19 protein-coding genes are annotated in these 22,933 nt (G+C 63.9%); 16 read left to right on the top strand and 3 right to left on the bottom strand.

The window, feature by feature from the left end; translation table 11 throughout:
* Positions 1–148 precede the first annotated feature (148 nt).
* The 4 genes from rfbC to rfbA are packed head-to-tail and all read left to right on the top strand — an operon-like array spanning position 149 to position 3,484.
* Complete coding sequence (gene rfbC / locus FCT00_RS07415) at positions 149–715, top strand: dTDP-4-dehydrorhamnose 3,5-epimerase (protein WP_138422443.1); 567 nt, start codon at positions 149–151, stop codon at positions 713–715.
* Positions 712–1,752, top strand: coding sequence for a dTDP-glucose 4,6-dehydratase (rfbB, locus tag FCT00_RS07420; protein WP_138422444.1), 1,041 nt, complete (start codon positions 712–714; stop codon positions 1,750–1,752). Before rfbC ends, rfbB begins: the two co-directional genes overlap by 4 nt.
* The gene (gene rfbD, locus FCT00_RS07425; RefSeq protein WP_138422445.1) at positions 1,749–2,615 is read left to right on the top strand and encodes a dTDP-4-dehydrorhamnose reductase; all 867 of its coding nucleotides are present in this window, start codon (positions 1,749–1,751) and stop codon (positions 2,613–2,615) included. Before rfbB ends, rfbD begins: the two co-directional genes overlap by 4 nt.
* Positions 2,612–3,484 carry a glucose-1-phosphate thymidylyltransferase RfbA gene (gene rfbA, locus FCT00_RS07430; protein ID WP_138422446.1) on the top strand — a complete coding sequence of 291 codons (873 nt, stop codon included), beginning with the start codon at positions 2,612–2,614 and terminating at the stop codon, positions 3,482–3,484. Before rfbD ends, rfbA begins: the two co-directional genes overlap by 4 nt.
* Positions 3,485–3,490: 6 nt before the next feature.
* Here rfbA and FCT00_RS07435 read toward each other — a convergent pair whose 3' ends face one another.
* Positions 3,491–5,635, bottom strand: a complete 2,145-nt coding sequence (locus tag FCT00_RS07435; RefSeq protein ID WP_138422447.1) for a polysaccharide biosynthesis tyrosine autokinase — start codon at positions 5,633–5,635, stop codon at positions 3,491–3,493.
* Between the two features lie 326 nt (positions 5,636–5,961).
* On the opposite strand from FCT00_RS07435, the gene FCT00_RS07440 reads away from it, so the two are divergent.
* The 12 genes from FCT00_RS07440 to FCT00_RS07495 all read left to right on the top strand — a co-directional run bounded on the left by FCT00_RS07440 (position 5,962) and on the right by FCT00_RS07495 (position 19,679).
* Positions 5,962–7,815: an ABC transporter ATP-binding protein gene (locus FCT00_RS07440; protein ID WP_138422448.1), complete on the top strand. Its 1,854-nt coding sequence runs from the start codon at positions 5,962–5,964 to the stop codon at positions 7,813–7,815.
* Positions 7,812–8,840: a glycosyltransferase family 4 protein gene (locus FCT00_RS07445; RefSeq protein ID WP_138422449.1), complete on the top strand. Its 1,029-nt coding sequence runs from the start codon at positions 7,812–7,814 to the stop codon at positions 8,838–8,840. Before FCT00_RS07440 ends, FCT00_RS07445 begins: the two co-directional genes overlap by 4 nt.
* 171 nt (positions 8,841–9,011) lie before the next feature.
* Complete coding sequence (locus FCT00_RS07450; protein WP_138422450.1) at positions 9,012–9,929, top strand: sulfotransferase family protein; 918 nt, start codon at positions 9,012–9,014, stop codon at positions 9,927–9,929.
* 3 nt (positions 9,930–9,932) lie between these two features.
* Entirely contained in the window at positions 9,933–11,012 is a 1,080-nt protein-coding gene (locus tag FCT00_RS07455) for a glycosyltransferase family 4 protein (protein WP_138422451.1), read from the top strand.
* Positions 11,009–12,412, top strand: coding sequence for a hypothetical protein (locus tag FCT00_RS07460; protein ID WP_138422452.1), 1,404 nt, complete (start codon positions 11,009–11,011; stop codon positions 12,410–12,412). Before FCT00_RS07455 ends, FCT00_RS07460 begins: the two co-directional genes overlap by 4 nt.
* Positions 12,405–13,358, top strand: a complete 954-nt coding sequence (locus tag FCT00_RS07465; protein WP_171042916.1) for a sulfotransferase — start codon at positions 12,405–12,407, stop codon at positions 13,356–13,358. The genes FCT00_RS07460 and FCT00_RS07465 overlap by 8 nt, the downstream gene beginning before the upstream one ends.
* 17 nt (positions 13,359–13,375) lie before the next feature.
* Positions 13,376–14,221: a glycosyltransferase family 2 protein gene (locus FCT00_RS07470; protein WP_138422454.1), complete on the top strand. Its 846-nt coding sequence runs from the start codon at positions 13,376–13,378 to the stop codon at positions 14,219–14,221.
* A gap of 6 nt (positions 14,222–14,227) precedes the next feature.
* The gene (locus tag FCT00_RS07475; RefSeq protein WP_138422455.1) at positions 14,228–15,382 is read left to right on the top strand and encodes a glycosyltransferase; all 1,155 of its coding nucleotides are present in this window, start codon (positions 14,228–14,230) and stop codon (positions 15,380–15,382) included.
* Positions 15,379–16,512: a glycosyltransferase family 4 protein gene (locus FCT00_RS07480; protein ID WP_138422456.1), complete on the top strand. Its 1,134-nt coding sequence runs from the start codon at positions 15,379–15,381 to the stop codon at positions 16,510–16,512. Before FCT00_RS07475 ends, FCT00_RS07480 begins: the two co-directional genes overlap by 4 nt.
* Positions 16,509–17,648 (top strand): glycosyltransferase family 4 protein, encoded by a 1,140-nt coding sequence (locus tag FCT00_RS07485; RefSeq protein WP_138422457.1) that lies wholly within the window; start codon positions 16,509–16,511, stop codon positions 17,646–17,648. Before FCT00_RS07480 ends, FCT00_RS07485 begins: the two co-directional genes overlap by 4 nt.
* Before the next feature lie 68 nt (positions 17,649–17,716).
* Positions 17,717–18,688 (top strand): UDP-glucuronic acid decarboxylase family protein, encoded by a 972-nt coding sequence (locus FCT00_RS07490; RefSeq protein ID WP_008331957.1) that lies wholly within the window; start codon positions 17,717–17,719, stop codon positions 18,686–18,688.
* 4 nt (positions 18,689–18,692) lie between these two features.
* Positions 18,693–19,679 carry a sulfotransferase gene (locus tag FCT00_RS07495; RefSeq protein WP_138422458.1) on the top strand — a complete coding sequence of 329 codons (987 nt, stop codon included), beginning with the start codon at positions 18,693–18,695 and terminating at the stop codon, positions 19,677–19,679.
* On the opposite strand, the gene FCT00_RS07500 is transcribed toward FCT00_RS07495, so the two are convergent.
* Both FCT00_RS07500 and FCT00_RS07505 read right to left on the bottom strand, forming a co-directional pair.
* Positions 19,676–22,600 (bottom strand): hypothetical protein, encoded by a 2,925-nt coding sequence (locus tag FCT00_RS07500; protein ID WP_138422459.1) that lies wholly within the window; start codon positions 22,598–22,600, stop codon positions 19,676–19,678. The two genes, FCT00_RS07495 and FCT00_RS07500, sit on opposite strands and share 4 nt — an antisense overlap.
* A 124-nt stretch (positions 22,601–22,724) precedes the next feature.
* On the bottom strand, positions 22,725–22,904 hold the full coding sequence (locus FCT00_RS07505; protein ID WP_138422460.1) for a DUF1674 domain-containing protein: 180 nt from the start codon (positions 22,902–22,904) through the stop codon (positions 22,725–22,727).
* Positions 22,905–22,933: the final 29 nt, after the last annotated feature.

Below are 22,933 nucleotides of genomic sequence, written 5' to 3' on the forward strand. Positions count from 1 at the left end.
TTCAGGCTTGAACCGGCGTCACGTTGCGGTGCAGACATGATCCCGACATGCTTGGGCGCTATTTTACACATTTGATTGAGCCGACGTACAATCGCGCCGTCGAAGATACTTTCCGGGCGCGCCCGGTGCGCAAGGACGGGTGGGGCGAATGAAGGTTGAAGATACGAAAATACCCGGTGTCTTCGTCTTCACGCCGGAGCGATACGGCGACGCCCGCGGCTTCTTCGCGGAAACGTGGAACCGCCGCCAACTGGCCGCGGCCGGCGTCGATATCGACTTCGTTCAGGACAATCATTCGGTGTCGGCCACAGCGGGCACGCTTCGCGGCCTCCACATGCAGACCCCGCCTTTCGCACAGGACAAGCTGGTGCGGTGTGGGCGCGGGCGGCTGTTCGATGTGGCCGTGGACATCCGGACCGACAGCCCGACGTTTCGCCAATGGGTCGGGGTCGAACTGAGCGCCGAGAACGGAAAACAGCTGCTGGTCCCGCGCGGCTTCCTCCACGGCTTCGTCACGCGCGAGCCGGACACCGAAGTCGTCTATAAATGCTCGAACTACTACGCGCCCGAATGCGACCGCGCCGTGCGGTTCGACGACCCCGACATCGGAATCGACTGGGGCCTGACGGACGCGCCGGTCCTGTCCGACAAAGACGCCAAGGCCCCGTTCCTCAGGGATCTCGACAACCCGTTCACCATCGGGAGCGCGGCATGAAGATCCTCGTCACGGGCGGCGCTGGTTTCATCGGGTCCGCCGTGGTGCGCCTTGCGATTTCACGCGGGCATGAGGTCGTGAACCTCGATGCGCTGACCTATGCCGCCTGTCTCGACAACGTGGCCTCGGTGGCCGATGCGCCGGGATACGCCTTCGAACAGGTCGATATCCGCGACAGGCCCGCGCTCGACCGCGTTCTGTCCGACCACCGCCCGGACGCGATCATGCATCTGGCCGCCGAAAGCCATGTCGACAGGTCCATCGACGGCCCCGCGACCTTCATCGAAACCAATGTCATGGGCACCTTCAACCTGCTCGAAGCGGCCAGATCGTATTGGGACGGGCAGGGGCGCGACCCTGCGTTCCGGTTTCACCACATCTCGACGGACGAGGTGTTCGGGTCGCTTGGCCCCGAGGGGCAGTTTACGGAAGAAACGCCATATGACCCCCGGTCGCCTTATTCGGCGTCCAAGGCCTCGTCCGATCACCTCGTCCGCGCGTGGCACGAAACCTATGGTCTGCCGGTCGTTCTGACGAATTGCTCGAACAATTACGGCCCCTATCATTTCCCTGAAAAGCTGATCCCCATCGTCATCTTGAAAGCATTGGCGGGCGAGCCGATCCCGATCTACGGCGATGGGTCGAACGTGCGCGACTGGCTTTATGTCGAGGATCATGCCGACGCCTTGCTTCTGGTTCTCGAAAAGGGTGCGATTGGCCGCAGCTATAATATCGGCGGCGAAAACGAACGCTCGAACCTCGACCTCGTGCGCACGCTTTGCACGATCCTCGACCGGATGGCGCCGAAAGAGGTTAGCTACGGCGACCAGATCACCTTCGTCGCGGACCGTCCGGGCCACGATGCCCGCTATGCCATCGACCCGACCCGCATTCGGGACGAGCTGGGCTGGCGCCCCTCGGTCACGGTCGAGGAGGGCCTGGAAAAGACGGTGCGCTGGTATCTCGACAACCGCGACTGGTGGCAGGCGCTTCTGGATCGCGACGGGGTCGGCCGGCGTCTGGGTCGGGCATCATGAAGGCGTTGGTGTTCGGCACGACCGGGCAGGTCGCCCGCGAACTCGCCTCGACCACGCCCAAAGGTGTGAGGTTGGAGGCGCTGGGCCGTGACCGGGCCGATCTGTCGCGCCCCGAGACCTGTGCTGAGGCGATCCGCCACGCCGCGCCGGATGTCGTCATCAATGCTGCGGCCTTCACCGCCGTCGACCGGGCCGAGGAGGACGAGGCGCTCGCGACGGTCGTGAACGGCGAGGCCCCCGGCGAAATGGCGCGGGCCTGCGCCGCGTTGGGCATCCCGTTTCTGCATGTTTCTACGGACTACGTGTTTTCCGGGGACGGCGATGCGCCTTGGGCGGTCGACGCGCCGACGCGACCGCTCAACGCCTATGGGCGCTCGAAACTGGCCGGGGAAACCGCGATCCGGGCAGCGTGCGGACCCCACGCGATCCTTCGCACGTCTTGGGTCGTGTCCGAACACGGCGGCAACTTCGTCAAGACGATGCTCCGGCTGTCCGAAACGCGGGACCGGCTGACGATCGTCGCCGACCAGATCGGCGGGCCGACCCCGGCATCCGACATCGCCGCAGCACTCTGGTCGATGGCCGTGGCGCTGGTTGCGGACCCGTCGAAAGGCGGCACTTTCCACTTCTCGGGCGCGCCGGACGTCAGCTGGGCCGATTTCGCGCGTGAGATATTCCGACAATCCGGCCGCGCCACCGTGGTCGAGGACATTTCCACCAAGGACTACCCGACCCCGGCCAGACGGCCGGCCAATTCACGCCTCGATTGCAGCGCCACCGAAGCCGCGTTCGGTGTCGTGCGCCCGGACTGGCGCGTTGGTCTGACCGATATTCTGAACTCTCTCACGGACAAGGCATCATGAGCACCCGGAAGGGCATCATCCTCGCAGGCGGCTCCGGCACGCGTCTGTATCCGATCACGATGGGCGTCTCGAAGCAGCTGCTTCCGGTCTATGACAAACCGATGATCTACTATCCGCTGACCGTCCTGATGCTGACGGGCATTCGCGAGATCTGCGTCATCACCACGCCGGAAGATCAAGCGCAGTTCCAACGCACACTGGGCGACGGGTCGCAATGGGGCCTGAGACTGCATTATGAAATCCAGCCGTCGCCGGATGGTCTGGCGCAGGCCTATCTGATCGCCGAGGACTTCCTTGATGGCTGCCCCTCGGCGATGGTGCTGGGGGATAACATCTTCTTCGGGCACGGCCTGCCCGACCAACTTCGCGCCGCCGATGCGCAGGTCGCGGGTGGCACGGTCTTCGGCTACCGCGTGGCCGACCCCGAACGGTATGGCGTGGTCGATTTCGCGCCCGATGGTACCGTGCGCCAGATCATCGAAAAGCCCGAGGTCGCGCCATCGCCCTTTGCCGTGACGGGTCTTTACTTCCTCGACGCGACAGCGCCCGCGCGGGCACGCGATGTGACGCCTTCGGCGCGGGGGGAGCTTGAGATCACCGCGCTTCTCGAATCCTACCTCGAAGACGGGGCGCTTTCGGTGCAGCAGATGGGGCGGGGCTATGCCTGGCTCGACACCGGTACTCATGCCTCGCTTCTCGACGCCGGGAACTTCGTGCGCACATTGTCAGAGCGGCAGGGTCAGCAGGTGGGTTGCCCCGAAGAAATCGCGTATGAGGCGGGCTGGATCGACCGCGCCGGATTGCTGGCGCGGGCCGAGATTTTCCGAAAGACCGAATACGGTCGCTACCTGCAACGACTGGCGAAGTGATCGCCCTCAGTTGTCGTAGTAGCCCTGCCCGTATTTGCGGGAGCCGTACCGGGAATAACCGCCGTAGCCATAGCCGTAGCGCGACATCTTGCGCCCGTCGATCTGGTTCAGGACAACGCCGGAAATCGTCACGCCGAGCGACCGAAGCTCGCTGATCCCTTCGCGGACCTGCTCCCGGTGGGTCTTGTTCCAACCGACGATGTAGAGCACCGCATCGGCGAAGCGGGCGATCACGCGGGCGTCCGGCACGGCCAGAACCGGCGGCGTGTCGATGATGACGTGATCGTAATGCTCGCGCAGCGTCTTCATGAAATTCGAGAACGGCTCGGAGGCAAAGATGTCGGCGGCGTTCTGAACGCTCTTCTCGCTCATCAGAACGTCGATGCCGGTGTCGGGAAGCGTCAGAACGGCCTCTTGCAGACTGACGTCTCCGTCGAGCAGGGACACGATCCCGGGCTTGTTCTCCGTATCCACGCCCTTGAAATAGTCCGACAGCGTATTGCGGCGGATGTCGCCGTCGATCAGCAGAACCTTCTTGCCGAGGCTCGCGAGGTTGAGTGCGAGGCTCGCGGCCACTGTCGTCTTACCCTCGCCCGGCACGGACGAGGTAATCATGATGACGTTCGGCGGGTTCTTCGGGTTCGTCAGCGTGACCGAGGTGCGCAGGTTGCGCACCGCCTCGGACATGGCGGAGGTCGGTTTGTTGCGCAGGTATTCGAGCAGTTTCTTGCGGTCTTTCACCGGCGAGAGCGGGATCTGCCCCATCACGTTCTGACCCGACAGGGATTCAAGCTCACCGGCACTGCGGATACCGCGCTGCGTGAATTGCACGACAAGGATGATGCCGACGCCGACGAGAAAGGCGAACACGATGGCGAGCGATACGGTCCGGCGAACCTGCGGCGCGACCCGACGGCCAAAGGGCGGCGCTTCCGACAAGACGCGGCTGTCGGCCTGCTGCAACCCGATCTGAAGCGAGGTTTCCTTGAGGCGCGACAGGAACGTCTCGTAGAGCGTCTGAACCGCCTGAAGATCGCGGTTCAGCTCCTCCACCCGCTTCAAGGCTGTGGTCTGCTGCAAGATTTCCTCGTTCAAGCGGTTGAGCGAATCGCGAAACACGTCGCGCTGGGACGTCAGACGCTGAATCGAGCTCATTTCCTGATCGACGAGGGTGCCGATGCGCGCGTTGAAACGCTCGTATTCCATAAGGGCGCCGTCGTCGACCGTGCCCGCGATTTCGTTCAGGATTCGGTCGTCGAAAAGGGCGACAAGCCCGTCGCCATCGCCCGCCTCGATCAGAACGCGTGCCCGTTCGAGCAACTCGTTTTTTTCCGTGATGGTGTTCGTCAGGTTCGACTGGCGGCTGCGCAGCTCGACACTGCGCACGGTCATCGCCTCGAGCGTTTCGATCCCGACGAGCGCCGCTTCCGACCGGACGTTGTCCAATTCGTTTTGGCGCGTGCGCAATTCGCCTTCGAGTTCGGTCACACGCTCGGTCAGCCAGTTGATCGCATATTCGACCGCGTCGAACTTGGTCTCAACTTGGGACTGGACATAGATCTCGGCAAGCCGGTTCGCCATCTGCGTGGACTTGCGCGGGTCTTCGGTCGTCACCGTTATGTCGATGAGCAGCGTTTTCTGCACCGATACGGCCCGGATCGCGCGTGTCGTGCGGGGAATCGTGGACAGGACGGCCTGTTCGATGGACTGTTTTGGCCCCGCCGCGTCTTCCTGTCCGAAAAGCGCGAGAATCCGTTTCCGGATGCCCGCGATCGAATAGGGGTTCGGCTCGTAGAGCGCGCCGTTGAACTCGGGATCCTTATAAAGCTCGAGGTCACGGATGAGTTTCTCGATCATGCCGCGCGAGGTGATGATCGACAGCTCTGTATTGATCGACGTTTCGCTCGTGGAAATGCCGCTGACGACCGCTTCGATGTCGACGACGTTGCGATCCTCGGCTTCGATCACGAGACGCACGGTCGATGCATACTTCGGGACTGCGATGTTGCGCACGTAAAGCATGGAAAGTAATATGGCCACGGCTACGCAGGCGATGATGATCCAGCGCCCGCGCCAAACAAGGCCGAGCAGCCGCATGAGGTCCAGTTCGTCTTCCAGAATGCCTGACTGGCTGGGTGACGTGTCCGTCATGTTTTGGAATAGCCTTTGTGCCGATCGGGCTTGAATTCCCGTGAAAACGGGGCGCGCAATGCGTATGTAGCCCAGCAAATCCGTGAAAGGCCATAAGGAATGACCTGTTTTTGCAAAGAAAACATTTTTCGTGATCTGACCTTTGCCTGTGCCCGGTATGGCCTTACCTCCTGCACTGCAGCATGCTAGATGGACGTTGGCCCAGTGCAGGGCCTGAACGACTTGGGTTGAGGCGCGAGAATGCCGACGCAGAATTATCCTAAAGGCTCGGTTGCGGGTCGAGCGGACGCACAGAACCTCGCGACCATATCGGGGCAGTCACCAGCATGACGACGACACCGGACGAGGAACGGTCGTCCGCCGAGGCGAACGTGAGGCTGGGAACCGTTGCCATCGGTCTGTGGTGCATCTTCTCGCGCCGGGAACGTTTGCGCCTCGTTGGCCTATTCGGAGCGATGTTGCTGCTCGCAGTAGTCGAGCTTGCGACTCTCTACGGCATTCAGGTCTACATGAGCCTCATTTCTTCGCGGGCGCCCGATCTGCCCGGCACGATTGGGCCCTGGGTGACAACGATGGATTTGCGGACCCGGCTCGTGGTGTTTTCTGCCGCGCTCATGCTGCTGTTCGCGTTGAAGCTGGCTATCGGGATCGGAACCTATGCCCTGCTCGCTCGCGCGGTGAGCCTTCAAACGGTAGCGTTTTCGAACCGCCTGTTTCAAGCCTACCAATATGCGCCCTACCTTTGGCACCTCGGGCGCCATACGTCGGAATTACAGCGCAACCTCACTGCGGACACGTCCCAGATTTCCAACGGCGTTGTCCTGCAGCTTCTGCAACTGGCGCTGAACCTCGTGATGGCGCTGTCTGTTCTGGGGTTCATCGTCCTCGCCCTTCCGCCGATTTTGGTCGGTATGATCTGCGCCCTTGCCGCCGCTCTTTTCGTCGCCGGGAAAGGCGCGAACCGACAGTTGCAGAGCGCCGGACGCGAGGCACGGAATGCGACGGGTGACATGATAAAGGCCGTGCAGGAAGGGCTTGGCGCCCTTACCGAAGCGCGCCTCATGGGCACGCGACATGGGTTCATTCGGGCCTTCGCGCAAAAGTCCCGCGATTTCGGCGCGGCGAACCGCAAGACCATTTTCGCCATGCAGATCGCGCCGGTGCTCCTGGAAACACTTATGCTCGTCGCGCTGGTTCTCATCATCGGCTTCATTGTTCTGACAGCGGACAGCATCGAGGCGGCGTTCGGGCAGGCGACCGTGCTGGCGGTTGCGATCTTTCGGTTGAGGCAGACGCTGACAAAGGTTGCGAACTCGACGAACCGGATCAGTTCGTTCAGCGCGGCCTTCCCGCCATTGGCTGCTGACTTGAAAGAACTGGAAGACCACCGCGCCCAGGAGGATGCGGGCGTTTCGTTGATCGAGGCTCCGACCGACGGGTTCGCCGAGCTTTCCTTCGAAAATGCGGGCTTTACCTTTCCCGGCACCGACGCCGCCGCCCTGTCGGACATCAATGTCTCGCTCAAGCGGGGCGAGCATGTCGCGATCATGGGGCCGACCGGTGCGGGCAAGTCCACCTTCCTCGTGATGCTGCTGGGTCTTATCCAACCTACCAGCGGGCAGGTGAAACTCGACGGGGCCGATCTCGCCTCGGTTCTGGCGATCTGGAACGGGCAGATCGGCTACGTGCCCCAGACCGTCTTCCTGACCGACGATACGATTGCCGCGAACGTCGCCCTGGGCCTGCCCGAAGTCAAGCACGATCCCGAGCGTCTGCGCATGGCGCTCGACAGCGCGCAGTTGACCGATTTCATCGCCACGCTGCCCGACGGTATCAACACAAGGGTGGGGGAGCGTGGCGGCAACCTGTCCGGCGGGCAGCGGCAGCGCGTCGGCATCGCGCGTGCGCTCTATCACGAACCCTCGGTCGTGGTGCTGGACGAGGCGACTTCGGCCCTTGATCGCGCCACGCAATCCAAGGTGATGAATGCGATCGCCACCCTGCCACAGAACCCGACAGTCATTTCCGTGACACATCACCTCGACACACTCACCCATGCCGAACGGGTGATCCTGTTCGCCGGTGGCCGGGTTTCGGTCGATGCTTCGGTCGATGACGCGATGCGGAACGAAGAGTTTCGTAGGGTGACGCAGGCCAAGGATTTCGAAGGCGCAGCATGACGAATGGAAAGATGCGGATCCTGTTCAATCTGGCAGGGGACCGAAACAAGGCGAGTTCGCGGGTGCGCGGCTATTGGATCGGTGAGGCACTGGAAGAGCTGGGGCATAGGGTGTCCTACGCCCATGTGAACTCCAAGGCCGATTACCTGCGGCTGACCGCCCGGATTGCGCGCCACGACGTCGTGATCTTTCAGAAATCCTACAGCCGCTATCACCCCGCGATCCTCAGACTTGCGCGCGCGGCGGGAAAGCGGGTCTTCTTCGACATAGACGATGCGCCCTCGCGGGTCGGAAACCCGCGCGTCGAACGCACGGCGCGATGGATGATGCGCAACTGTCACGGCGTGCTGGCCGGTTCATCCGCCCTCGTCCGGGTCGCGCGGGAAGAGCATGACCGCGTGCACTTCGTGCCCTCCGGCATCCGGCTTGAGAACTACGTCGTGCAACCTGTCGACACGCATGACCCGGCGCGCGTCTGTCTGGGCTGGATCGGGAACGGCGCGCATTATGCCGATGACATTCTGGGTATCCTGACCGAACCGCTGCGCAAGGTGGCGGCGGACCGTCCCTTGACGCTCAGGATCGTCGGCGCGAATGGCGAGCAACGCCTGCATACGGCCTTCGATGGCATCCCCGGCCTGACAGCCGAGGTGATCGACGGGGTGGACTGGTCCTCACCTGCCGCGATCTCCGACGCCGTCGCCCCCTTCGACATCGGGCTCTACCCGCTCTTCGCGGGTCCGTTCAACGACTACAAATGCGGCTTCAAAGCGCTGGAATACATGGCCACCGGCATTCCGGTTCTGGCAAGCGACGCGGCCAACCATGCCGAGATCGTGGAGGAGGGCGTGTCGGGTCATCTCTTGCGCTCGCCCGAAGACTGGGTGCGCGCGCTATCCGAACTGGCCGGAAACACCGCGAAGCGTCGCGCCATGGGTGCGGCTGGCCGCAAGATCGTCGAAGATCGCTTCGATACCCGTCGCATCGCCGCCGATCTTGAAGGCATCCTGTCCGATGGTCGATGAAACGACTGGCCCCGGTGGCGGCCATCGCGGACCCCTGCACATCACCGGGTCATTCCAATTGGCTATTCCGGGGTCGCGTTGCTATGTAGGCAGCGTTGATCGCAGGGGTCGCTCGGCGTGGCTGCCTGCCCAAGGATTTGACCCGACCGAGCGACGGGCGGAAGGCAAGGCATGAAGATCGTTCCGAACCTCTATTTCATCGGTGGTATGCGCTGTGGCTCGACCACGCTGAACCTGCTTCTGTCGCAGCACCCCGAGATCTTCATGTCCCCTGTGAAGGAGCCGATGTACTGGCGGGCGGAGATGCTTCGTGCCACCGGCGAGACGGACACGTCCGGTGCAGCACGGCCCTATGCCGAACCCGAGGCCTACGAGGGCCTTTTCGACGGCGTCACCACCGAACGGTGGATCGGGGAATCGTCGCACTACATCTACGCGCAAGGAACGGCGGACCTGATCCGTGCCGCGTCACCGGACGCCCGGATCATCGTGTCGCTGCGAAATCCGGCAGAGCGGCTATTCTCGGAATTCATGCGCGGCGTGCGGGCTGGTCATTTCGAAGGGGAATTCGAGAGCTTTCTGCGCCAGAACGCCACCTTTTCGGATGATGGCCGCGTCGTCGATTTCACGCCGGAATCGAGGATCGGCAAGGGCCGGCAGGCCCGGCTGGTGAAGCCCTGGGTCGAGGCATTCGGCGTGGACCATGTGCATTTCGTCCTCTTCGAAGATCTCGAGGATCACGCGGCAAGGACTGCCGTCGAAATCTACAGGTGGCTCGGCGTCGACGACAGTTTCGTGCCCGTCGCCGTTCACACGCAACGCAGCGGCGTTCCATGTTCTCGTTGGCTGATGAAGTCGCTCACCACGCGCAAGGGCCCGCTCAAGGCGGTGCGACGCTTTCTGCCGCCTATCCTGCGGGTACAGGTCCGCTCGTTCGTCTGTTCCAAAACGCTCGAATGCAAGGAACTGCCCCTTCATCTCGATCTCGCGTTGCGGCGCTTCTACGAACCGGACATCATTGAGTTGGAGCGTCTGACCGGGCGAAACGTCGAGAGTTCGAAGTTTCGGGCGCTCGAGGCGGTGGCCTGACGGATGCGGGTCGTTCAGGTCATTAACAGCTTCGGGCTGGACCGCGGCGGTGCCGAACGACTTGCACGTGGGTTGCACTCCGACCTGCTCGATCTGGGCGCAGACGCGCATATCATCGCAATCGAACCCTGCGCGACCGACGAGTTGAAGAACGCCCAGTCTCTCGGCGCCTCCAACCCGCGTGATCCACGTGCCGCGATCCGACTTGCGCGGGCGCTTGGCTCCTTGGTTACGCCGGACAGCGTCGTTCACGGCCACCTGTTTCCAACGATCCTCCATCTCTCGATGCTACGCCGCGCCGGTCGTATCGCGGCACCCTGCGCGATGACGGAACACAGTACATGGAACAAACGGCGCGACGGCGGGCTGTGGCGCAGGCTGGATCGTGCGATCTACAGCCAGTTCGACCGGATCGCAGCCATCAGCACCCAGACCCGTGACGCGCTGACCACGGCGCATCCGCAGGTCGCCGCCAAAACGGTCACCGTGCGCAACGGCGCCGCGCTTCGGTTCGCGACGCCGCCGGAAAGGCCGGACACCTCGACCCCGCCCACGATCCTGACCGTCGCCAGACTGGCGCGCGCGAAGAACATCGAAACGGCGCTGGCCGCGCTCCACCTGATCGCGGATCGCCCGTGGAACTATGTCGTCGCCGGTGATGGTGCGCTGCGCCCGGTGCTGGAAGCGCGGGCGAACGAACTTGGGATCGCCGATCGCGTGACGTTTCTGGGCAATGTGACGGACGTGACGGAGCTTTTGCGGTCAGCCGACATCTTCCTGCTGCCCTCGCTTTGGGAAGGGTTCGGGCTGGCCGCCGTCGAGGCGATGAACGCGGCCCTGCCGGTCGTCGCATCGGACGTGCCGGGGTTGAGCGATATCGTCGCGCCCGTCGGAAACCCGGTCATCGCACCCGACGATGTGCAGGGTTTCGCGCAGGCGCTGGGCCGTCTGATCGACGCGCCCGCGCAACGGTCACAACTGGGTCTGGCCGGGTTCGAGGCGGCCAAGGGCTATGACAAGGTGGGCATGGCCCGCGACTATCTCGCCATGTGGCGGGACTTGCCCGAAAGGGTCGCGGCATGACGGTCGAGCGCACACGGGGCATCGCCGTCATGGCGGTCTTCACCTTCATCCTCTTCGCCATGCCGCGCCTGAACGTGAAGCTCGGCCCGATCCCGATCTACATCATCGACGGGGTGGCGGCGTATATCATCCTGCGCGGCTACATCATGGCGCGCCACTACTCCGTCGCCCGCTATCCGTTCCGGGGCCTGATCGCGATCATCACCGCGCTGATCGTGCTGAGCGAAGTCTCGGTCGTCGTCTACGGCGGGTCGGCGCTTTTCGGCATCTACACCGCGATCGAGTTCTTCCTCGCCTTCGGGATGGTCTTCGCCATTCCGCAGTTCGTGCGCACGGCGAAGGACGTTGAACTTGTGCTCAAGGCGCTGTCGCTCGGCCTGCTTGTCACCGCCTCGATGATTATCATGAGTTCCCTGCCGCAGACCCGGCCCATCGCCATCGCGATCTTTTCGATCCCGCAGCTCGACCCCGCCAACTCGGCGAACCGTTATTCGATCCGTTACGGCGATTATGGCGTGCGCGGAAAGAGCCTTGTCGGCGTGTCCATTCTGAGCGCGACCTTCGTCGCGGTCGCCTGGCCGATGGTCAGCTATCTCAAGACGAAACGCTTCCACCTTACGGCATTCTGGACCTTCGTGACCACCGCCGGCATCTTCCTGTCTCCGATGGGGATCGTCATGGCCTATTCCCGGCAGGCCCTGTCCGAACTCGTTCTGATCCTCGGCGCACTGTTGATTTTCCCGTTCTGGCAGCTTCGTTCGATCATGCTCAGGCCCGTCCTGATCTCGGTCGGGGTGGTGATCTTCGTTGGGGTCGGGTCGTCGCTGTTCTTCTTCGACCGATACGTGAACCGGTTCACGGCGACGTTCAACGACCCCTTCACCGATGAACGCGAATCCCGTCGGTTCCTGTCGTTCGTGACGCCCTTCGAACACGTGCTGGACTATCCGCAGTTCTTCATCGTCGGGGCCGGATCGACGTCGGACCGGCAGGACGACTTCGAGATGGGGCGGTTCGAGAACAACCACTCGCTGATCGGGCAGGGGTATTTCGCCCACGGGATGCTGAGCACGTTCCTGTTCGTCTTCCTGCTCATTTCCGCGTTCAACTATGCGAACGTGCATCGACGAAACGCCGCCCGGTTGGCCCCGCTCGCGCGGGACTGGCCACGGGCGCTGTATCTCGCATATCTTCCGATGTTCCCGGTGGCAGCCTTTTCCCCGGCCTTTGGCTCGAATGTGCGCGGCGTCTATATGTTCATTTTCGTGCTCGGGCTGCTTTCGGCCCTGCGCAACCCCGATCTGATGGCTTCGCTGTCGAAACCGGCGAATGTCGCCCTGCGCGACGAGGCCCCTTCGGTGCGCGACGACACGCTCCTGCCCGAGGAAAGCCATGCCTGAGCGGCCCACGTCTGCGTCTCGCCCGACCGTGGTGATCCTGTTGTCGGACAAACGGTCCGGCTCCACGATCTTTCAGAGCGAACTGATCGCCCATCCCGATGTGCGGGGGCTCGACTACACGTCGCACACCTATCTCGAAAGCCACCACTGGCTGAAGGCCGCCGTGATGACGGGTCAACCCGCGCGGCTGTTCTCGGGCGGCGTTCCCTATCCCGGCTATGGCGGCGCACGGAACGCGCGCACCTACATGATCGACACGGTGCGCGGCAACATCCCGGACTTCGTGCCGCCTGCCGACGACCGTGCCCTGATCCGCGACGGGTGGGAGGCGCTTTGCACGCGGTTCGCAGCGCCCGTTTTCTTTGAGAAATCACCGCAGGTGCTGGCGAACTGGGCGGCGGTGTCGATGCTTCTGAACTGGATGGAAGAAACGACATTCGACGTGCGCCTCGTCGGCCTCGTGCGCAACCCGCTCGCCGTCCAGCATTCATCGCAGAAACTGTTCGGCACCGCGCCCTATGATCGCCAGTTCGGTTGGGCCGAAATCCATCGCAACCTGCTGGCGCTCCGCCAGATGTTGCCGCCCGAACGGCTGATGCTGATCCGGCACGAAGACATCATCGCCGATCCGCAGGCGTCTTTTGCCAGCGTCTGCGGCCACGTCGGAATCGCGCCGACCCCGGACATGGGGTCTTCGATCACCGACCGCACGCAGGACCGCTGGCGGACCGATCCCGACTATCGCCTGACGCTCGACCCGGTGGTGATCCAAGTGGCCCGCGCCTTCGGCTATTCGGACGACGATCTGACGAACCCGCATGGCGCGCCGCTCGACCTCGGACCTCCGCCCAGCCGTCCGATCCCCGATTTCACGACCCTCAAGAACCGTTTCCGCGACCGCATCTACCGGCCCATCCGCATGCGCCGGCAATCGCCGTATCGCTAGACCCGCAAGGACCACACATGCCCGACCAGACCCGCCCCACGCTTGGCGTCGTGACGATCAGCTATAACGAAGAACGCGATCTGCCCGGCTTCCTTGCGAATCTGATCGACTGGGTGGATGAAATCATCATCGTCGACGACGGCTCGTCCGACACGACCGAGGACCTGGCGAAGGCCGCCGGCCCCAAGGTACGGTTCCTGCGGTCGCCCCGCGTGGAGGGCGAGTATTTCTCGCACCAGCGCAACAAGGGGATCGACGCAGCGACGAGCGACTGGTTGCTCCATATGGACGTGGACGAACGCGTGACGCCCGAGCTTGCCCGACAGGTGCAGGAGGCGATCTGCGACGACGGCAAGGACGGCTACCGCTATCGCCGCCTCAACTACTTCATGCACCGTCCGATGAAGGGCGGCGGCTGGCGGGACTGGAACCTCGTCCACCTCGCGCGACGCGACAAGTTCCGCTTCGGCGGCATGTTCCATGAGGACTGCCTGCTCGACGCACCCGAAAGCCGCGTCGGTCAGCTTTCGGCCCTCATGGTGCATTTCAACGAGGACAACCTCGAGAAACGGTTCCGCAAGAGCGGGCAGTATATGGAAGAGGTCGTGAAGGGGGTCGAGGGGCGCGGGCGCCCGGTCCGCTTCATCGATATCGCGGGGCGCCCCATTTATGAGTTCTTCCGTAAATACGTGGCCAAGAAGGGGTTTCAGGACGGGGTTCCGGGCTTCATTTCGGCCGTCCATTCCGCGACCGCCATTTTCCGGGCCAATGCAATCGTCTGGGACCGTCAGAACGCGATCACGCGGTCGCAGATCGACGCGGATTTTCAGGATCAGTGGACCCGCGGCGGGGGCGCTGGCTGACCCATCATGGCGCGCGTTCTGTTTCATCGGCCGACGGTCTGGGCCTCGGATATCCAGTGCTCGACCAAGGTGTTGTCGCGGCTCACGGCAGCGCGCGGGCATGAGGTGACCTATTTGCAGGCACCGCTCGACCCCGTGCACCTCTTGCGGGGGCCGGGCGGCTACCTGCAAGTCTGGCGCGCCACGCCCCGGTCCGAGGCTGGGGTGCATATCGTGACGCAGGCGACGCCGGTTCCCGTGCGCGACATCTGGCCGCTCTCGACACGGACCGCCTCGCATCTGCGCTATGGTCTGGCGCGGCCCGGCCTCGCGCAGGTGATGCCGGACCCCGACCTCGTCTGGACCACCGTGCCGGGATCGGGCCGCGCGCTGAAACGTGCCTTTCCCAAGGCGCGCGTGGCCTTTCACGTGGTCGATTATTACCCGGCGTTCCGGGGTGACGCCGTGAAGCCGATCGAGGCCGAGGATTATGCTTCGGTCGACGTTGTTCATACGATTTCGACGACGCTCAAGGCGTATGCCGTGGATGAGCTTGGCGTGCCGGAGGGCAAGGTTCACGTGCTGGGGCAGGGTGTCGAGCGCGAGATTTATGCGGGCGATCCGGCCGAACCCGCGGCGCTCGCCCCGTTGCCCCATCCGCGTGCGGTGTGGACCGGCGTTCTGAGCAAGGGCGATCCGGCGTTGTTCGAAGCCGTCGCGGCCGAGATGAAGGCGCGGGGCGGAAGCCTTGCGCTGATCGGACCGGGTGCGGGTTGGGCCGACGACCTCGCCGCCCGCTATCCGGGGACCGTGTTTCTTATGGGGTCCGTCGCCCCGCGCGAGCTGCCCGCGTGGCTCGTCCACTGTGACCTCGGCGTGATGCTCTACGACCGGACAAAACAGGCGGTCTACAAAGGGCAGAACCCGCTCAAGCTTTACGAATACGCGGCGGCAGGCCTCCCGATCCTGTCCACGCCGCATGACGAATATGCCCACCTCGCGCCGCCTGCCGAGGTGCTGTCGGACGAAGGTGCCGTCGCCCCCGCCATCGCCCGCGCGCTGTCGGACGACCCGGACCGTGATCGGGCGATCGACACCTTTGCCACGACCCATTCGTGGCAATCCAAGGTCGACCGTATTCTGGCCGAGATTGGATTGCCGCCCGAGGGGCCGACGCCATGAAACCGACGGTCGCCTTTTTCGCCAACCAGTTCGCCGACCTGCACGGGCACGGGCTGGCCCGTTATGCGCGCGAGTTGCGCGACGCTCTGGCGGCGCAGGGCGACGTCGACGTTCGCCCTGCCTCTGCATGGTCGTCGCTGCCGCCCGACCGGCTCGCGGCGCTTCGGTCTGATACCGGCCTCACGCTTCTGAAATCCGGGCGGCGTGGCACGTCTTATGGCTGGACCTTCGTAGGGCTGCCGCGCATCGAATGGATGATGGACGGGCCGGTGGACGTGACCCATTCGGTCTGCATGGGGTACCCCATCGCGACGGCGAAGCCTCTGGTCGTCACGGTCCACGACATCGGCCCGCTGACCCATCCCGAATACTTCAGTCACAACCGACCATGGCTGATGAAACGCGCGCTGGATCAGGCCGTGCACCGCGCCGATGCGCTGGTCTGCATCTCGCAGGCGACGGCGGAGGAGGTGATGAGCCTTTATCCGGGCCAGTCGTGGGATCGGCTGCACGTGGTCGCGTCCGGCGTTTCCGACCGTTTCTTCGCTGAACCGGACGACGCTGCGCTCGACGGCATCCCGCTCCCGCCGGACGACGTTCCGTTCATCCTGACCGCAGGCAAGATCAGCCCGCGCAAGAATGTGCAGGGCGTGATCGCCGCGCTCAGGATCGCGATGCAGGACATTCCCCACCACCTCGTCGTCACCGGCGGCAGCGGTTGGGACATGGAGCAGATCGAGGCCATTCTGGACGACCCGGTCCTGTCGAAACGCCTGCATGTCGCGGGCTACGTGTCGGATGCCGCGCTCCATGCGCTCTATCGTCGTGCCGCGGTCTATGTTCACCCGTCGCTTTACGAAGGGTTCGGGCTGACGGTGCTCGAAGCGATGGCGAGCGGGACGCCGGTCGTCACCTCGAACCTGTCGTCGTTGCCCGAAGTGGCGGGGGACGCGGCGCTGCTGGTCGATCCGATGAAGCCCGACGAAATCGCCGAGGCAATCGTGAAGGTCGGGTCCGACGCCACGCTGGCCGCCGATCTGCGCGCGCGGGGGCTGGCACGGGCGCGGGAGTTCCCGTGGTCCGCGACGGCCGCCCGCATGTCCGAAATCTACGGGGCCGTGGCGCGATGAACGGTGGCAAGCATATCGTCGTGACCGTGAACGCGGCGTGGAACCTCCTCAATTACCGCACCGGGATCATCCGCATGTTGCAGGACGAGGGGCACCGGGTGACCCTGCTTGCCCCGCGCGACGACAGTGCCCCGGCGCTCGAGGCCCTGGGCTGCGACTTCGAACACATCGCCATGACCCGGCGCGGCAAGTCACCCGTGACCGAGGCGGGCGTGGTCGCCAATGCCTATCGCACCCTGCGCCGCCTGCGCCCGGACGCGGTCATCAGCTTCACGATCAAGAACAACATCTATACCGGCATCGCCTGTCGCCTGCTCGGCATTCCGTTCCTGCCGAATGTCAGCGGCCGGGGGGCGGTGTTCCAAGAGCCGGGCCTGACCGTCAGGGCGGTGCTCGCGGCCTATCGCCTTGCCTTCAATCGCGCGGCCTGCGTCTTTTACCAGAACCCCGAGGACCGGGCGTTCTTTCTGGACCACGGGATCGGATCGCTCGACCGCAGCACGCTTTTGCCCGGCTCCGGCGTGGATCTCGACAAGTTTCGGGCCGCCCCCATGCCCGCGCACGACGCGCCCACGTTCCTGATGATCGCGCGGGTGCTGCGTGACAAGGGGGTCGCGGAATATGCGGCGGCGGCCCGCGCGGTGCAGGCGCGACATCCCAAGGCGCGGTTCGTCCTGATCGGCGGTCATGGCTCCGGCCCGGAATACATGCCCGAAACCGACCTCGCGGCGTGGCAGGCCGCGGGCGTCATCGACTACCTCGGTGAAGTCGGCGACGTCCGCCCACTCATCGCCGAGGCCGACGCGGTCGTCCTGCCCTCCTACTATCTCGAAGGCACGCCCCGCGCGTTGATCGAAGCCGCCGCGATGGGCCGCCCCATCGTCACGACGGACACCGCCGGGTGCCGCGACACCGTTGCGCCCGGCACGACCGGGTTCCTGTGCCAGCCGCGCGACGCGGGCGATCTGGCCGAGAAACTCAACGCCTTCGCCGACCTCACGCCCGTGGCGCGGGAGGCGATGGGGGCCGCTTCGCGTAAACGGGCGGAAACGCTTTTCGATGAACGGATCGTCATAGATGCCTACAGAACCGCCCTGCGCGCGGCACTGGCCCCCCAAACCGGGGGCGGCGGGTAAATAGCCGATTGACTGGCCCCGCCGCGCTTGCAACAGGTTCCCTGATTTCGACGCAAAGGAAAACGACAGTGGCACGCCTTTACGACAGCCGGAAACGCATCCTCGTCACCGGCGGTGCCGGGTTCATCGGGTCGCACCTGATCGACCGCCTGCTGGATCAGGGGCACGAGGTGATCTGCCTCGACAACCTGTTCACCGGCACGAAGCGCAACATCGACCACCTGCACGGCAACCCACGGTTCGAGTTCATGCGTCACGACGTGACCTTTCCGCTCTATGTCGAGGTCGACGAAATCTACAACCTCGCCTGCCCGGCCTCGCCCGTGCATTACCAGCACGATCCGGTGCAGACGACCAAGACCAGCGTGCATGGCGCGATCAACATGCTCGGTCTGGCCAAGCGCCTGCGCTGCAAGATTTTTCAAGCCTCGACGTCCGAGGTCTATGGCGATCCGTCGGTTCACCCTCAGCCGGAAAGCTATTGGGGCAACGTGAACCCGATCGGCACGCGGTCCTGCTATGACGAAGGCAAACGCTGCGCCGAGACGCTGTTTTTCGACTACCACCGCCAGCACGGGCTTGAGATCAAGGTCGCGCGGATCTTCAACACCTATGGGCCGCGCATGCATCACGCCGACGGGCGCGTCGTGTCGAACTTCATCGTTCAGGCGCTGTCGGGGCGCGACATCACCATCTACGGCGACGGCAGCCAGACCCGGTCGTTCTGCTACGTCGACGATCTGGTCGAAGGGTTCCTGCGCCTCATGGCGACGGACGAGGATGTGACCGGCCCCGTGAACCTCGGCAATCCGCGCGAATTCACAATCGCCGAGCTTGCGGAACAGGTGGTCGCGATGACCGGATCGGGGTCCAAGATCGTCTACGAACCGCTCCCGCAGGACGACCCGAAGCAACGCCGCCCCGACATCGGACTGGCCAAATCGACCCTTGGGTGGGAGCCTTCGGTTCAACTCGAAGACGGGCTGGTGCGCACGGTCGACTACTTCACGGACGTGCTGAAGACGCTTCAGGAGGCTTAGGCCGTTGGCGGAACGGGGTGCGCCACCGCCCGAGCGCGGACTGACCTACATCCTTGCGTTGCCCTACTCCGGGTCCAGCCTGTTCGCGCTCGCATTGGGAAATGCCGACGGGTTCGTGAACCTGGGCGAGATGAATTACCTCGAGAACGACCTGAATGAACGGCGGACCTGTAGCTGCGGCGCGCTGGTGACGGAATGTGCGTTCTGGGGGCCACTGATCGCGCGGGCGAAGGCGGAACGGGCTGCGGGCCGCCCCATGCTCTCGTTCGACACCTCGACCCGTCTGCGCGCGGTCGACCGGCGCAACCCGTCGCTCGCGACCCGTCTGGCGCTGATTTTCGGACGATCCTTACAGGGGATTTACGGCGCCGAGGACTTGCGCGCCTACCGTCAGGATCACATCGGGTTCATGGAGCTGGCCCTTGAGGAGACCGGCAGTCACGAGGTCATCGACGCGGCCAAGAACGCTCGGCGCTTGCAGGTCTTTGCCGAAGCATCCGACCTGCCGCTCAGGGTCATCGCGATGTCACGTCGCCCCGTCGATGCCTTCGCGGCCCGTATCAAGCGCGCGCGGCGGCGCAATCGATACTACCGGCAAGCCCTCGCCCCGGCCTATGTCTTTTGGCTTCTGCACCACTACCGGCAGATGCGAAGCGCGCTTAGGGGCATTCCGCCCCGCAGCGTCTATTACCTGAACTACGAAGACTTTGTGTCCGACCCCAAGGGAACCGAAAAGGCCCTGTCCCGATGGTATGGGCGCACCGTGTCGTTCGGGCGCACCGGCCCGGCCGATATCCGGCTCGACCAAGCGCATGTCTACACGGGAAACATCTGGATTACGCGCGGTACGAAGGGGGCCGAAACGGTCACGCTTCGCCCCCCGCCAAAGGCACCGGACCTGACCCGCTTCGAGCTGGCGCAATTCCGGTTCTTCGCCTTGCTGTTTCCCGTCCTGCGTCACGGGCTTACACCGCGCAGGGTCCGTTCCTAGACCTGATCGGTGAAGCTGACTTCGTGCCAGTTCCCATCGCCCCGCATCTCAAGAACCAGCGTGTCACCGAGGTTGGCGAGCGTCCGGTCCGAAACCAGCCTGAGATTGCCGGTGCCCGTTTTGGCGACCACCGCCCGGCCGGCGTCGGCGCAACAGATCATCAGTTGATCCCCCAGCGCGCCGCCGGACACGGTGACCAAATCGTCGCTCGCCGCGTCGCCTTCGGTATCCACCCGATGCGCCGTGCGCTGCGCCTTGACCGTGCCCAATGCGATGGTCAGTTCCCGGCCCTGACCTTTCGACAGCTGGCCGAGGTTATGGACCGCAGGCGGGTTGTTGAAGAGCGGCACGCCATCGGGGTTGTCGAGACGCCCCTGCCAGACGCCATTCGCCGTCCCCGTGATCGTCAGCACGCGTGCGGAGAGGGCTTCGACGGTCAGGGATGATCGCTGCCCAAGGTAAAGGTCCGTCAGCACGCCCGCGTTCGCGACCTCGACGAGTTCGGCCGAACCGGTGACGGTCCCGTCGATCCAGACGCGAGTCGCCTTTCCCGTGACGCGGACGAGGGCACCCCCATGCGATGCGCCCCGCTTGTGGCTGTAGGTCGTATCGATCCGGACGTTCCGGCATCCGTTCAGGACGATGATATCGCAGACCCCGGAATCCAGCGGCGGAAGGGCCTCGGACCGCATGTTCCCGGTGAGGGTGATATCCTCGCCCGACACGCTGATCGTCCCCAGCCCGTCGCTTTGATAATCCGCGAAATCGACCGAGACATTCCGGCAGGACATGATCTGAAGCGCACTCGCCCCCCGGCCGTCGAAGACGAGGCTGCGGAACACCATGTTCTCGTTCAGACCGGAATCCGGGGTCCGGACCTCCCACTGGCCTTCGTAGGTCGAGGTCGAAGGCGTGGCGGTGGTGGCGACGATGATGTCGCCCGCCCGGAACTTCACCCCGCCCACCGTTCCGTCGGATGTCGAAGTGTAGAAGTCGCCCAGAACCGCACCGCTCGGAAAACTCCCCGATGCCGCGTTCCATGTCCCCTTGTTGACCGTATGCGTCCCGACCCCGTCGATGCCGCATTTGAACGGCGTGGGTGCCGCGATCCGGGGGTAGGTCTTGCCGGTGTTGTACCAATTGCCCGCATAGGTCGTGGTCGAGGCTCCGGTCTTGAGGGCGTAAACGATATCGTTGACCGCGAAGCTCTGACCATCGACGACCCCTGCGACCGTGACGGTGTAATAGCTGTTCTTGACCGCATTCGCGGGAAACGTGCCGGTCGAGGCGTCGAAGGTCCCTGCGTTCGCGCCCGTGAAGGTCGACATGGTGTCGCCCAGCGACAGGAACGTCCCACGATAGGACTTGAAGAAATGCGCGCTGGAGCCCTTGCCGGGGCGCGGGATGAAGTGGTTCCCCAGGCTCACGATATGGCGCAGCATCAGGTCCGGGTTGTTCGCAACCCCCGTCACCGCTTCTTTCCAGGTGCAGGTATAGACCAGCCCGCAACCGTCGAAGATGTTGTTGCGGATCGTGATGTTCGAATACTGGTTCTCACGCGTGGCGAAATCGGTGGCGAGGTTATAGGCGATCTTGATGTCGATGGCCGCGACGGCGACGCGGAAATAGTTTTCGGCGAACGTCCAGCCGTGAAAGCCGCCCGTGCCGTCAGGTCCATCCCGGTTCTCGTTGATGAACTCGTTGTATTCACACTTGCAGTAGCGCGGTCCGACATTGTCGGTCGGGGTCGTCTTGATGTAGTCGCCGAAGATCGTCGAGGGCTGCCCGTTCGCCTTGAGGCCGACAAAACCCATTTCACCGCGATTGTGCGAATACGTTCCGAAGTGTGCGCCGCCCACGAGGTTCAGAAGGTATTTCTGCTTGCCTGCATGGTTCGCGGTAAAGGCCCAGTGCTTTGAATTCACGATCTGAACGGCCGTCCCGCCTTCGAAGTCGAAGCGGCACTTGTCCACCGTCAGGCCAATGGCGTTGTCGGTGCAGTTGAAGACTTCGGAGGCATTGCCCCCCGCGACCAGTTGAGTTTCGTCCACCGCGACGCTGTGGTCGAACCGCAGGCCACCGACCTTGAACCCCGAGGGCGTGAAGAACCGGATTTTCAGATCACGGGTCAGGCCATGACTGTCCGCGGACTGGTCGCAGGCATCCATCAGCAACAGCGACCGCGATGCGACCTCGCCGTGGGACAAGAGTTCGTAGTCATCCGAAAGCCACGCACGCAAAGCAGTGGGAAGCGTGTATTCCGAACCCCGGATCATGTAGTCCGCCGTCTGGCGCAGCGTCCGCGCGCCCTCCGGCCAGCGGGCGAAAAGACGGACCATGTCGTCGGTCACGTCGGTTCCGGCCGCCCAATTCAACTGCGACGTGAAGATCTGCCCCAGACCGTCCGGCAGGGCGTAGAGTTTCAGCCCACCCGCCGTCATCGTGTGGTAGTCCGTCGCGTCCGGTGCCGCCACCTCGTACAGATAGGCGGGCGCTTCGACCCGAACCGAATCCCCGGCGCTGACCTGCACCCGGTCCGCCTCCTCGATGTAAGCGAGCACCTCGTCCGCGATCAGCGCCGTCACGCTGGGCAAAAGCGTGCTGGCGCCCGTCTGCGTGATGGTGGACCCGCCTCCGCCCGTAGCCTCGGTCACCTCAATGCCGTCGACATCCACCAGAACCTTGCCGAACCGATCCTCGATACGAACCCGATACGCCCCTTCCAGCAGGTAGCAGGGCGCGAAATCGCCATTGCTGTCGGACATCATCGGATTGCCGATCGTATAGGTCAGGTGACGGTCCCGGAAGATCGGGCAAAGATTGTCGGACCCGGCCTTGAAGACGAACCGGCAGGCCCCGGCGACCGGTGTCTGATCCGGCTTGACGGCACGCATCACGTCGGGGTGGTTGAGAAGACCCATGAAGCAGCTCCTTGAACGGCGGTGCGGGCGGCATTCGGATGAAGCCGCACATTCGATGGGTCTAATTTGAGGGAAGAGGAGTTAGGGCGGCGGAAATCGACCGCCCCGAGACGGTTAACGCCGTTCAGAAATCGATGGCGAGGCCCTTCTTCTCCCAGTCGCCAAAGCGCACCGGCTCCGGCCCGTCGCGCCCGCCCAGCTCTTCGGGAAGCTTCAGGGCGGCGGCCTTCTTGCGCCGTTCCTCGGCCTCGGCCAGCGCGCGGATGGCGGCGGGGGGCAGGTCGCGTTTGGTTTCGTCACTCATGGCAGGCTTCCTTGTCTCGCGCCTTTGAT

Source organism: Maritimibacter alexandrii (genome assembly GCF_005871115.1).
In the GTDB taxonomy this organism is placed as follows: Bacteria; Pseudomonadota; Alphaproteobacteria; order Rhodobacterales; family Rhodobacteraceae; genus Maritimibacter; species Maritimibacter alkaliphilus.